This is a genomic window from Paenibacillus sp. FSL K6-4396 (assembly GCF_038002525.1).
Classification (GTDB): domain Bacteria; phylum Bacillota; class Bacilli; order Paenibacillales; family Paenibacillaceae; genus Paenibacillus; species Paenibacillus amylolyticus_B.
Map to the genome: position 1 here is coordinate 6,602,322 of NZ_JBBOCR010000001.1, position 13,529 is coordinate 6,615,850.

The following is a 13,529-nucleotide window of genomic DNA, read 5'->3' on the forward strand; positions in this document are numbered from 1 at the left end:
CTATTATCTTAATCTTTCTATGAATTACTCACCCATTCTTTATTCACAAAAAACAACCCGCAAAGATCCTTTGAAGAAAGTCTCTTTACGGGTATTCTCGCAATGCTATGCTAGAATCTTCCTGATTTGAATATCGAATAGAGCAGGAAAGCCACCATCAGTATCGCGACCAGGAAACCAATCTCAATGACCGGAATATCCCACAGCATCGTGGATTGATGACTAATCGAAGATCCGATAATCAGGCCCACCATGATAATACAAAAGGCAAGTAACACAATACTGAAGGACAACCGATTGCTGATCTGATCCATTCTGCGCATGAGTGCATCCAGTTCAGGGACACTGATCTCCAGCCTCAGCTTGCCTTTGCTAATAATGGATGATAATTGCCTTAACTGCCCTGGCAAACCGATGACACTCTCAGCCATATCAGCCGCACTGCGGAACAACCGATTCTTGATTCTTCCGGCGCTGAAACGTTCCTTGATCAGCTTCCGCCCAAAGGGTTCAGCCATATCTACAATGCTCAATGAAGGATCGAGATGTTCAATCACACCTTCCATCGTAAGCAACGATTTACCGAGCAGCAGAATATCCGCAGGCATGACAACCCGGTGCCTCTGAGCTACGCCGAACAAGTCATTCAACGCCTGACCCACACTGATCTTGGAAAAGGGAATATCGTAATATTTGCTACGCAACTTGTCCAAATCCACATGAAGACCACGCAGGTCCATGTCATCTGGCATCATGCCAAGCTTCTCAATCGCCCGGATCATACTGTCTGTATCTTTGCGCATTAACCCAATAATAAGCGAAGCGAGCTGCTGTTTCATCTCATCACTCAGACTGCCCACCATACCGAAGTCTATAAAGGCAAGACGTCCATCCTTTAATACCATCAGATTGCCCGGATGTGGGTCAGCGTGAAAGAATCCCTGAATAAAAATCTGATTTAATAATGAATCCACCAGCCGCTCGGCAATGTTATTCAGATCATGACCGCGTCTGACCAGTTCTTTACGATCATTGAGTTTGATACCTTCGATATACTCCATAGTGAGCACACGGGACGAAGTCTGATCCCAGTAAATTGTCGGGATTTTCACCTTGTTGTCCTGTTGGTATTGCTGTGCAATCTTTTCCGTATTACGGCCTTCGACCGTATAATCCAGCTCGGCCATCAGTGCCTGAGCATATTCTTCGACCATTTGCGGAATCTGATATTGCTTCACCCATTCCCAGCGCTTCTCGGCCATGGCTGTCAGTTCACGCAAGATATCCAGGTCACGCTGCACAATACGCGATATGCCCGGCCGCTGAATCTTGATGGCTACCAATTCACCGCTTTGAAGTTTGCCCAGATGCACCTGTCCAATGCTGGCCGCAGCTACAGGGGTATCCTCGAACCGGGAAAAGATCTCCTCCAGCGGTGTATCCAATTCCTGTTCCAAAATACCCCGTGCCGTCTCGGACGAGAACGGCGGGACCTGATCCTGCAACTTCACCAACTCACGAATGACAGACTCAGGCAACAGATCTGCCCTTGTGCTTGCGAGTTGCCCCAGCTTGACGAAAGCTGGCCCCAGCTCCTGCAGCACAAGCCTGATGCGTTCACTCAGCGTTTTGGTGGTGTGTGCTTCACGCGACATCCACCGTCTGGGCAGAGCCAGTAACTGGAACAAACCCAGCTCCTCGACCATATAACCGAAGCCATGACGCACGAGCGCCATGGCAATTTCACGGTATCTGCCGACATGTTTGATTCGCACTGCCATCTACTCGATCTCGTTTCCTTTGAGAGGAGGAGGAACTTCAAGTGGAGCTGGGGATTCATCAGGTTGAAGCTGTGGTGAGTGGCCCAGTTCGGCAAGTTTTTTCTCCAGAACGGCAACGCGCTGTTCCAGACTGGTTACATCACTTTCGGATGCCACACCAGCTTCCTGAAGCACGCGCTTGACCTGTTCTTGAATCATTCTCTTGAACTGGCCTTGCTCTTCATCGCCCCGTTCCAGCAGGCGTTCAACCAAAGCTTTGGATTCACCGGGCGCAAGTTCCCCGCGCTTGACCAAATCATCCACGGTTTTCTCAATTTTTTCTTTGCTTACGACAGTAAGACCAAGCCCTAACGAGATCGCCTTTTTGAACAAATCGCTCATTTTTGTCATCCTCCCCTTCGTTGATCTCTATATTATACCCCTTACACTCCGCATGCAAAAATGTCAGTCCGATCAGACGTAACGTGCAGCCCATTTGCCTGCTTGCAGCAGTAATTTTCGGTACGTTTCGTGTGCAAAAGACGGTACATGGTGACCTGGCATCAGATAAACAATACGTCCAACACCATATCGATGAGCCCAAACCGCAGGCTTTGGTCCATCTTCGGATTGATATTCCAGCAATATCTTCGTTTCGGCAAAAGAACCAAACTCGAACTGATACGGCTCTTCTTCCATTGTGAAATTCGAAATGCCCTCCGTCACGGGATGGCTTTCCGCCGTTACAGTGAATTCAAGCGGTGCATACGCCGGATGATGCAGGAACTTGGCACCGATCATCTGTTTGAGCTCATAACGATTTTGGAGCGAAATGCCGTTATGTATAATGACCAGTCCACCTCCATTACTTACATAGGACAACAAACCTGCTGTCTGCTGTGGAGAGACTTTACCCTTCCAATCGTCCATGTATGAGATACACACATCAAATCCGGTTATATTTTCTTGCAGCAGCATATTCCGGTTCTCACTGCACTGCACAGTCATAGTATCATGGAAAATTCGGCTAATCTCCGCATCCACCCCCTGAAGCGGGTGCCAATCCGGATGTGTATAATCACCAAGTAGTAATGCTTTTTTACGATGATCCATTCCATCAATCTCCTTTCTTGTTCACCTCACTGTATCAATCAACTACCAGGGGAGCTTCTCTCCCTTGTAGTCCACATATGCGGGCTGATCTCCTTTAAACTGTTCATGGCGGTCGATAAGTACTGCGATATGCTGTGCAGATTGCTCGGGCGTGAGATCCGCAGCAACATCCAATTCGCCCCTCATATAACTTTGTACCCAACCGGGATGCACAAGCATCACTTGTCCGCCTTCATTCTTCAGACCATTGTGCACAAGACGGGCCTGCATGTTCAAAGCAGCTTTGGACATACAATAGGCATACCACCCATCCCGACTGCATTGCTCTATACTTCCAGCCTCGGAAGAGATATCAACAATCAGCTTGACCTTTCCTTGAAGAAGGAGGGGTAACAGGGAATGAGTCACACGCAGTGTACCTAAGGTGTTCACATTAAATACTTCAGCCATCTCCGCCATATTCAACGGCCCGCGGATATGATCCGTAATACTTCCTAGTATAGCCGCATTATTGATCAGCATATCCAGATGATTCGTATCCAGCTTCAACGTCTCCGTGAACAGAGCTACCGACAGGTCGTCCGCGATATCCAGTTCGATGGCGCGCAGATGGTCAGGATATCCTTCTGCAAGCTTACGAATTCCCTCGGAATCTTCCACGTCCAGACCGGCCGCATACACAAGATACCCTCTCTTCAGCATCTGTGCCGTCAAAGCCAATCCCAATCCCCGGGCAGCTCCCGTTACACATACGGTTCTCATCATGATGTCCCTCCCTCGCATAATGATTCTATCTTTTATTCATTCCACATATTCATCTGAAAACCTTTAATTCAGAATCGGATCGCCAACTTCACGACCAAAGACTCATTAGGTAAAAGAAAGATTAGAGCCATTCTGCTTATTGAATTCAGCTATCTATTTGAGCTATAAAAAGCTGCTATTATCCCTACATATCTCGCTCCTGCCGATAGGCTAGACAGTGCTCCACCCATCTTCGAGCGGCTGCCGGATAAGAGCCCAGATGAACGTGCGTATACCCCGCCACAATGTTGCCTGCGGCATATCCCTCTTGCTTCAAGCCACGTAATCCCTTGGTCTCATACGCATAAGGGATCGTTTCTTCATCACGATAGGTCATTGTGGAATAATGAAATTCATGACCCCGAAGTACTTCACCCTTTTTCAGCAAAAAGGAATCCTGAACGCTACTGGCTTCACGGTATCCAAGCGCAGCCCGCTTCTTCTGCATCTGCACCTGTGCGGGGATAATCCCCGCCATGTGGAAGGTGGCACCCTCGCGGTCGGTCAACGTTTCTCCAAGCACCATGTAACCACCACACTCGGCAAATAAAGGCATGTTGGATTGTGCTGCCTGTCGAAGTCCTTCCAAGAACCCTTGGTTACCGGCAATCTCTGCTGCAAATTCCTCAGGAAATCCACCACCCAAATAGATGCCATCCACATCCGTTGGAATATCTTCACCAGCGAGCGGACTGAAGTATTGTAATCGGGCCCCGGCTGCTTCCAGCAATTCCAGATTATCGGGGTAATAGAAATTAAATGCTGCATCGCGCGCAACGGCAATAACAGGCCGTACCACATATGGTACATGTCGATTATTAACGTTGGTCACTGAATCGGAATGTGAATCGTAATTTGAGCCTGATTCAGCCTGATCTGAATCCGTGTGGGCAGTGGTTGAAGGGCTCATTTCTTCTACATTTAGCGGCGGGGCACTTGCTGCCAGATCCAGCAGAAGATCCAGATTGGTGCCTTCCATCAGCACATCGGCAGCACGTTGGAATAATGGTTCCAGTTCGCCGCGCTCAATGGCAGGCACCAGTCCCAGATGTCTCTCCGGGATAGACATGTCTTCGTCCCACTTCAGCCAACCAACCACCGGAATGCCACACATCTGCTCAATGGCTTTTTTCACTATGGTATAATGACCCGCACTTCCACAACGGTTGACAATCACTCCGGCAATATGTAATTCAGGCTCCAACTGTTGAAAACCTAGTACAATTGCAGCTGCACTGCGAGCCATGCTGCGTACATCCACGACCAGGATCACAGGGGTTTGCGTGACCAGAGCAATCTCTGCAGTTGAGCCTGTATTGCTGAGTGGATCTTTGCCATCGTAGAGGCCCATAACGCCCTCAATAATGGAAATATCGTGTCCCGCCGATGCCTTCCTGAACGTATCTCTCACATACTCAGGCGATGTCATCCATGCATCCAGATTACGTGACGGTCTGCCCGTGACGGCGGTATGGTATGTCGGATCAATATAGTCCGGGCCGCATTTGAACCCTTGTACACTCAAGCCACGCTGAGCTAGTGCTCTCATTAGCCCCAAAGTTACTGTCGTTTTCCCTGCACCACTTCCGGTGCCTGCAATGATCAGTCGGGGTCTGGCGTTACGATCTGCAATGGTCATCGTCATATTCACCTTTTCTTCGAGATAACAGAAACTTCTGATCGAAGCACTATCAAGGATGTACATTCGTGTTTTAGTTGTAACGTATACATTCTATAATCTAAACAAAACCGCATCATATAGCGATGCGGTTAAGCTTAATGCACACTTTTTATTCATGAAGCGACGCCAAAAGCTTTTTGTCGAACTGATCTAAAAGCAGGCCACTAATCTCTAATCTTGACTGCACGCCCTGCTGCAAAGTAACGTCCAAGCTCAACGATGAGTGCTCCCATCTTCTCTTCCTCCGGAATGACCAGTGCCTCAATGCCTTCTTCACGCATGGAGTTTGCGGTAACTTTACCTACAGACGCCGGAATTACACCTTGTCTGAAGGCTGCAAGCAACGGCTCAAGCTTGTCCTGGGAGGCCGCATATTGCGTCAGAAATCTGACCTGCGGCCCACTTGTGAACGCAACAGCATCTACTTCGAAATTTAGAATTTCATTCAATAACTGTTCCAGTTCTGCCTCTTCTGGCGGTACATGGCGGTAAGGAAGCACTTGTCTGACGATTGCACCTTGTTCTTCCAACCATGCAACGAGTTTGGGAGCTGTCTCCCCATGAAGCTGCAACATAACTTTTTTCCCTGCGAGATCATGTGGGGTGAATTCTCGAATGAGCCCGTCCGTACTACCGTCATCATCTCGTACCAGCGGTGTTAACTTGCGCTTTTTGAGCGCATTCACCGTCTTGTATCCCCTTGCCGCAATGGAGGATTCCGATAATACATCCAACAATTGGCCTGCCACTTCCATATCCTCAGCCATTTCAAATAATGCATCCAATCCCATACCCGTAGTTAATACCGCCCAGTCTGGCGGGTCTGAGATCCAGGATACCAGCCCATCCCTGATACTCCGATCATCCAGGAATACGGTCCCCTGTGCCGGTCGCACAAGCGGGATTCCACCCATTTTTTCAACCAGTACGGACATTTCTTTCGACTTTCGTGGTCCTGTCAATGCTACACGCACACCTGCCAAATGTTGAGCCATTCATGTTCCCCCCGTTAGTTCAGCCGAATGTTCATCAGTCTGACTACAGTATACAGGGTACTTCTGCGAAGGGAAACTGTGCTTTCCCTCTTTTTGCCCGTTCATCTATAAGGATTTTTGATGGAATGCATCAGGAAGGCTGGAGTTCTCCGCCATGAGAATCTTTCCGCCTTTTCTCTCCATCCTTCTCCGAATCAGCCGATTGTTGTTCCGGCTCATGTTTCTCTTTCTTGGACTGGTCTCCCGATCTCTGTTGGGTAGATTCTTTTTTATCCTTTTTGCGAGGACGAAGGAAAAGAAACAGCACAATAGGGAACAACACTTCAAAAACAATGGCGATCCATGTCCATTCCCGAGTGAAGCGATTGAGCTGAATGGCATTTCGGAAGAACCAGAATGCACAGACAAATCCGACGAGTGCAATCGGGCCTGTCAATACCTTTCCCGATACGTTCGAAATCATTCGCTTCAATCCCCAGCAGACAAAGTACAGGTCAAATGCAATCTTCGTGATCATGGTAGGCAAGGTTGCCGCTGCCAGCGCAAGGTCAAACCGATCCAAGAAGTCACTGATTTGCAATTGTCTTGCCAGTTCATAAGAGGGATACACTAACCTTGAAGCGATAGGAACTCCAATGGAGGTAATGGTCTCAACAAGGATTAGCATCATCAACAAGGCTGACAATATAATGCCTGACACAACCGACTTAAATCGAAAATCACTGCCCTTGATAACAAAAGGCAATGCAATCATCTCTCCGTAAAACGAAAATATGTACCAACTCCCCTTGCCAACTCCCGCAACATCAACGTGAAAATACGGCATCAGGTTATCCATATTGATCTGTTGAATGAGCATGAAAGGCACAATCACGGAGTTTAAGAGAAACAATGTCACATACAACTCCGACATACCGATCAAGGAGCCGAGCCCACCTCTGACGATAAAAACTCCCATAACGATCAGTGATAACGCAATGATGGAGATCGGTGTGGTCTCTAACAACGTTATGCTGATATAATCACCCGTTAACCGGATATCCCTCGCAAACACAAAGAAAAAAAATAGAATGTACATCAATCCTGCGAGCCTTCCCAAAAAGGGAAATCGCCCAGCAAGGGCTTGAAATAGATCCTGATCCGGAAATCTCCGCTGAACCCGACTTAACATCCACATGGATGCGAGCATCACCACGACTACAGGTATGTACGAGAGATAAGCGTGTTGTTCCGCATAGTAGATAGCTTGCGCGTGTGGCTGAATTAACGTACCTGAAATACTGAGCAGCAGTACGAGCAGGATCATTTGACGGTGTGTCACTCTCTGATTCATGAATTACCTCCTTTCCCTCTCGCGAATTCGCAAACCGAATGTTTGCTGTCCATAGCTTATGGCATTGGCAGTAAGCGCTGGATAACGTGGCTTATCCATACCGACACATATAAGGTTTTACTCAGATGGGTTACATAGAACCAAATGCCCGTCCCCAATAAAATCAGGCCATAAGATAGCCATCGATTAATGACAGCCGCTTGTTTCAAATGTCTGAAATCCATGATGATCACCACGATCGCCATGGCCAAGTAGGTATATAACAGCGGCTTAATCATGCACAATGTCCTCCTCCACTACGCCGATAGGTTTATTGCTCACCCCTACATTTTCGATAATGACATGGGGGGTAACCGTTACCTTGACTTCAGGATATATGTCATTCCATCGATCCTTCATTTTGTCCCACTCCGCTGGCAAATGTTGATGAATGGACCGCCCAACTCCAAGAATGTCGGCGTGGTATTTCTCCTGCACCAGACGGACACCTTCGTCGATGTCCGATTTGATTTTCTCGTGAATCGCTTCATTTAACTTCACAATCTCGTTCTCACGCCGATCACCATAATTGGATTCGTTATCTACAAGAACACCCTTTGCATATAGCTCAATGTTCACGACCACCTTGTCATCTTTGATATATGGATGTAGTGAGGCGTTGTTCTCGTTCAGCTTGATGAATATATTTCCTTCTCCGCCAGGGGCTTTGACCATAATTTCTGGCGCATTGGCCTCTCCCATAGCCAGAATCAATGCATCTGCTGGAGCCTTATCAATCATGCCAACCAGCTTGTCTTTTTTGAAAATGGCCAATCCATCCAACTTAATGTTTGATTTGGGGTCCTTCCAACCTTCTGGAACATTGCTCACTTTCGAAGCAACCGGCAGGAATGGATCCACACCATCACTAAGAATGGCATCAATAAATGTTTTAAGTGATCGTGGATTCCGCATGTTTAGGAAGCACAACTCGCGCACCATCTCGGATGGGAACTTCTCTATAGGGGCATCCGTATCCATGACTTTATATGCCGCGCCTTTCGTCACAACTGGTAATGCAGAGAATCGGTTGAGCGGGTAGCGCGTAAACAAATCAAGCATCGGAGCCACGCCGTCCCGGGCGAGATCCTCTCCAATAAGCATGGTACGGCGGTGTGCATAATAAATCTTTCGTGAGAGTGATTTTTGGCCTTCAAGTGTAGTCCCTCTGAGTGTCTTCGCGGTATTGGACAACATGAACCACGATTTATCCCCGCTTGTCCCCCCGCCACCTCCAGAACTCCCGGTAGAACCGGATTGTCCAGGCAGAGCAATCTGGAGACTGGATCTGTAATTGTCCTGCTCCTTATCAACAGCTATACCAATCACAAAGGCAATATCATTAATTTCCTTACGATCCCAACAGCCTGCTATGAAAATGGTACATAGCAGTAACATCAACACATTGCGGAATTTACGAATAAGAAACATGGGTTCACCATCCTTCCTCAGCTTCAGGCGAACCATTGATCTTGTCTTTCATCCGTTTCTGGTTATCCTGAACCGTAGAAGGACGATTGATCATTTTCCACCATGGCACACGAATAAGAATATCCTTGGTATCTGTCTTACTGTACGGGCTAAGACCTGACAGATAAGGTACACCAAACGAAGTCATCTGTGTCAGATGCACCGAGATCAGGACCAAGCCGATGACGATGCCATATAGTCCAAGCATACCCGCCAATAACATGATCGGAAATCGCAATAGGCGTACGGTAATCGCAAAGTTAAACCGCGGTATCGTAAAGGAAGCTATGCCTGTCATGGATACGATAATAACCATCGGTGCAGACACAATCCCCGCCTGAACTGCGGCCTGCCCGATCACGAGCGCACCGAGAATACTGACTGCTTGACCAACTGTTTTCGGTAACCTGACCCCCGCTTCACGGAGGGCTTCGAACGATAGCTCCATGATGAGGGCTTCCACCAAAGCCGGGAAAGGGATGGCTTCACGAGCCCCGGCAATACTGAGTATCAGTGTCGTAGGTAACATATCCTGATGAAATGTGGTAATGGCGATATACAGCGCTGGAAGGAAAAGTGCAATAGCTACGAACAGAAACCGTATCCAACGCAACAGATTACTGATGAAGAATCGTTCATAGTAATCCTCACTGGCCTGAAGCATCTGCCACATCGTGACTGGCGCAATTAACGCAAAGGGAGTACCGTCTACCAAAATGGAAAATCGTCCTTCCAACAAGTTACCTGCTACTGTATCCGGGCGCTCGGAATAGTGCATCTGTGGGAATGGAGAATACGGGTGGTCTTCAATCAGTTCCTCAATATAACCCGTCTCCAGAATGCCATCGATCTTTATTTTTTCCAGACGTTTCTTAACATCTTGAATCGTTTTTGGATCGGCAATACCTTCCAGGTAGGTCAGCACAATATCTGTCTTGGTGTCTGTTCCAAGAGTCATACTCACCATCTTGAGAGCAGGTGTTTTCAGCTTGAATCGCAATAAGGCCGTATTCACACGGAGCGTTTCAGTAAATCCCTCCCGCGGTCCCCGAATCACGGATTCCGTCTGCGGTTCCTCCACACCACGTCTGACGCCACCTTTGACATTGAACATCCAGGCTTTGTTACTTCCATCGACCACCAGAAGTGCGGAGGATGCCAGCACCCCTTCTGTCGCAGCAGCCCAAGTATCCACTCGCTTCACCTGTGTCAGCTCAACGGTTGTATCATCCAGTGGAACATCAGGTTCATCTGTACGCTGCTGCACCAGCCCTTGAATAATCGGCCGCAGCATGTGTTCCTGGATATCAGCCGAATTAACAATACCTTCGATGTAGACGAGAAGTCCTTTCACTTCAGGCGTAATCATGACGTTGCGAAAAACCACATCCGAGCATTCGGAGAAGATCTCCTTTACCGCCTGAATCTGAATTTCATGTACTGCACTAATCGGCTGCCGAAGAAAAGGCGGGGACGGCAGTCCTAAAGGAATATGTTTTTTTTCTTCTGAAGCTCGTCCCGGTTGTCGGGACTTGTGTTTCCCAGATGTTTTGTCCGCCATATGCCGCCCCTCCGTTCTTGTTTTTATACAAGGTAGCTTGTGCCAGACAGCTGGGAATTATGTGGTCTTTTTTGCAAAATTACGATTAAATTCTCTGAGTTCAGACAGCAAAAAGGCCTCTGTATTTAACAGAGACCTCTGGGATGTTCCAAGTTCTATAGGTACTTATAAGTTAATCCGCAAAATAATCTTCAGGCACATAACGAATCTCCGACTTCGCATAGATGCTTAGCGTATGACTCTCCCTGTCGTACACAACCCGCTCACCTTCTACGTAGTACCAGTGTTTCAAAAGGGGCTGGTCCTTACGTTGGACGAAACGAAATACGTTCAGTTCTTGTCTAAGCTCCATTATCTGTTCCACAATCTGCTCGTCCAGACCCGTAACGGTAAATATGAAGCCTGTACCTTCCTGTTGGAACCGATAGGACAGCGCATCTGTTTTGCTATTAGCTAATCCTCGCCCGGTCACCGCATGTTTAACCATAAACCATTCCTGTTGCGCCATACGTGTATACCCTCCTTCATCTTGGAGTTCATTTCATCAGCCATCTACGGCAAATCAATAATCATATAGAACGTATCTTCGTTTCCTTGCAGTTCGATTGAATCCCGCTGTTCCACACGAGCCGTGTCGCCTTCGTTCAACAGGTACTCTCCATCCAACCCCAGCTTGCCTTCGATGGAGAAAATGTACATCCGGCGGCCCGAATCCTGATTAAAGGTTAACGTTTTGTCTTTGGCTAATCGTCCAAGATAGATCGTCATATCCTGATGAATGGTCGCAACTCTTGGTCCCCCAACTGGGGATACAATCGGCACGAGTGCTCCTACCAATGCCGCTGGATCAAATGATGTGGTCTCATACGAGGGCTCCAATCCTTTTGTCTGTGGCATGAACCAGAGCTGAAGCAAACGTACTTCTTCGGTATCGGATGCATTATGTTCGGTATGAATCATGCCACTGCCTGCTGACATCCGCTGAATACCACCAAAGCCTGTAACGGCTACATTCCCCAGGTTATCTTCATGTCGCAACTTGCCGTTCAGTACGATGGATACAATCTCCATGTCACTATGTGGGTGAGCCCCAAAACCGCGACCAGGAGCAATCACATCATCGTTAGCTACCCGCATGGGTCCAAACGCCGTATTCTCCGGGTCCTGGTATTCTCCAAAGGAAAAGCTGTGACTGCCACGAAGCCAACCTCGATCGAAGCTGGAGCGGGAATCGGATGGAATGATGTTAATCATAAGATGCACCCTCCTTATTTTTTCTTAGTAGCATACTTATTCTCATTGTAACAAAACTCAGGCATGTCGTCCAAACGAAAAAAGCTCTCTACCGATCAGCCCGGTTCGCAAATCAATTCCCGAACCGGCCTGGCCAATAAAGAACCTCGTCACAGGACTAATCCTGCACTTCATTATTTTTTAGCAATCGTTAGTCAATTCAAGCACTCACATTCTGGCGAGCGTTCCCTTGTCTGGAGAACAGATAATCCACGGCCAGGAAACGGCTTCCGGTGAAGAGCAGTGTCAGGGAACCCGCCAGCAGCAGGTAATCTAACTCGGTACCACTCAGGAACGGCTCACCCACTTTGGCTGTAAACAGAACGCCAACCATCACGATGGCAAACAGGGCAGCAAACACACGTGTTCCCAGACCCAGAATCATCGCCGCACCACCTACCAACTCGATTATGGCTACAACGGATGCAAGAAATCCGGGAATACCAATACTTTCGAAAAAACCTACTGTACCGCTGATTCCACCTTCGAATTTACTCCAGCCGTGCAATACAAAGATCAAACCGATCATAATCCTGGAGAAAAGTAATCCAATCTCTACACTTTTATTATTCATGTTCATCTTCCTTTCTCATTATATTCGACTTCACTTTAGCCCAATTAATCTATCCGATGGACCAAACAAACAAGATAGACAGCAATAGAAAAACAGTAGCCGACATCAAAACAGCATAACGTGGCAATCTCAGCGTCACGTCCTGTTCGGGGTCCAGCAGACGTGAAATGCGGACATTCACCGACGTATCCGCAAATGAGGACTGAACGGTCAGTTCCTTTGCCCCCCTAGGTTCAGGACAAGCACGAAGCAGCTTGAGCAAAGCACTGCCAATGCCTGCCACATTGCCTGTACGTTCAATGGCCTCATTGTCTGCCAGAATTTCTCTAACGATATGATATTGCTTTGAAGTGTGCTTCAAAACGGGAATGTACGGCATCATGATTGCAAATACCGACAGCAACGTCGTCTTCAGAGGATCACGGTGCCACAGATGATGTACTTCATGATAGACAACCGCTACCTCCTCTTCCGCATCAAGCATGTCCAGCAGCCCAGTGGAAAGTACAATATAGGGTCTCCATAGACCAATGGTAAATGCCACGGGTGAAGGCTTGTCCACCACAATGAAACTTGGCTGTCCCAGATCATGATATGTGGACTCCAGTTCGCGGGATAGCGCCCGAATCTCCATAGAGCGGAGCTTGCGGATTGCTGCCCGTGTTTTCATCATGCGAACCGTAAGCAACCAGCCTGTTCCCGCAAATGTCAGCAAGACCAGTGCCAGCAAGAAATGTCCCACGGATAACCAGCCCAAGCGACTCATCCAATGATTGCAGAGCCAGAGCAGATTAAACGGGATATCCCAGCCAAAAATTTTGTACATCGCGTACATGAACATCTGCATGAACACGAGTAACGGAATGCCAAACCCGACGGTAAACAAAAGTTTCGAGCGGGTCTTCC

The 13,529-nt window shown here is 47.9% G+C and carries 14 protein-coding genes; all 14 read right to left on the reverse strand.

What is annotated here, in order from left to right:
• Positions 1-110 precede the first annotated feature (110 nt).
• A complete protein-coding gene (locus MHB85_RS28815; RefSeq protein ID WP_091012788.1) occupies positions 111-1,781 on the reverse strand; it encodes an ABC1 kinase family protein in 1,671 nt (556 codons plus the stop codon).
• Positions 1,782-2,162 carry a phasin family protein gene (locus MHB85_RS28820; RefSeq protein ID WP_091012767.1) on the reverse strand — a complete coding sequence of 127 codons (381 nt, stop codon included), beginning with the start codon at positions 2,160-2,162 and terminating at the stop codon, positions 1,782-1,784.
• 72 nt (positions 2,163-2,234) lie between these two features.
• Complete coding sequence (locus MHB85_RS28825) at positions 2,235-2,873, reverse strand: ThuA domain-containing protein (RefSeq protein WP_074092596.1); 639 nt, start codon at positions 2,871-2,873, stop codon at positions 2,235-2,237.
• A 42-nt stretch (positions 2,874-2,915) separates the two neighbouring features.
• A complete protein-coding gene (locus MHB85_RS28830) occupies positions 2,916-3,638 on the reverse strand; it encodes an SDR family oxidoreductase (protein ID WP_341074080.1) in 723 nt (240 codons plus the stop codon).
• A 184-nt stretch (positions 3,639-3,822) separates the two neighbouring features.
• Positions 3,823-5,316: a cobyrinate a,c-diamide synthase gene (locus MHB85_RS28835; protein WP_256974921.1), complete on the reverse strand. Its 1,494-nt coding sequence runs from the start codon at positions 5,314-5,316 to the stop codon at positions 3,823-3,825.
• Positions 5,317-5,522: 206 nt separating this feature from the next.
• A complete protein-coding gene (locus MHB85_RS28840; RefSeq protein WP_091012762.1) occupies positions 5,523-6,353 on the reverse strand; it encodes a uroporphyrinogen-III synthase in 831 nt (276 codons plus the stop codon).
• A 130-nt stretch (positions 6,354-6,483) separates the two neighbouring features.
• Entirely contained in the window at positions 6,484-7,686 is a 1,203-nt protein-coding gene (locus tag MHB85_RS28845) for a GerAB/ArcD/ProY family transporter (protein WP_091012760.1), read from the reverse strand.
• Positions 7,687-7,742: 56 nt separating this feature from the next.
• On the reverse strand, positions 7,743-7,964 hold the full coding sequence (locus MHB85_RS28850) for a hypothetical protein (protein ID WP_091012758.1): 222 nt from the start codon (positions 7,962-7,964) through the stop codon (positions 7,743-7,745).
• Positions 7,957-9,156 (reverse strand): Ger(x)C family spore germination protein, encoded by a 1,200-nt coding sequence (locus MHB85_RS28855; protein ID WP_179198397.1) that lies wholly within the window; start codon positions 9,154-9,156, stop codon positions 7,957-7,959. Before MHB85_RS28855 ends, MHB85_RS28850 begins: the two co-directional genes overlap by 8 nt.
• A 4-nt stretch (positions 9,157-9,160) precedes the next feature.
• On the reverse strand, positions 9,161-10,756 hold the full coding sequence (locus MHB85_RS28860; protein ID WP_091012755.1) for a spore germination protein: 1,596 nt from the start codon (positions 10,754-10,756) through the stop codon (positions 9,161-9,163).
• A 172-nt stretch (positions 10,757-10,928) separates the two neighbouring features.
• Positions 10,929-11,264, reverse strand: a complete 336-nt coding sequence (locus MHB85_RS28865) for a hypothetical protein (RefSeq protein WP_091012754.1) — start codon at positions 11,262-11,264, stop codon at positions 10,929-10,931.
• A gap of 44 nt (positions 11,265-11,308) precedes the next feature.
• A complete protein-coding gene (locus tag MHB85_RS28870) occupies positions 11,309-12,010 on the reverse strand; it encodes a pirin family protein (RefSeq protein ID WP_091012752.1) in 702 nt (233 codons plus the stop codon).
• Between the two features lie 199 nt (positions 12,011-12,209).
• A complete protein-coding gene (locus MHB85_RS28875) occupies positions 12,210-12,623 on the reverse strand; it encodes a DoxX family protein (protein ID WP_076209884.1) in 414 nt (137 codons plus the stop codon).
• A 49-nt stretch (positions 12,624-12,672) separates the two neighbouring features.
• Positions 12,673-13,509 carry a M56 family metallopeptidase gene (locus MHB85_RS28880; RefSeq protein WP_341074081.1) on the reverse strand — a complete coding sequence of 279 codons (837 nt, stop codon included), beginning with the start codon at positions 13,507-13,509 and terminating at the stop codon, positions 12,673-12,675.
• Positions 13,510-13,529 lie beyond the last annotated feature (20 nt).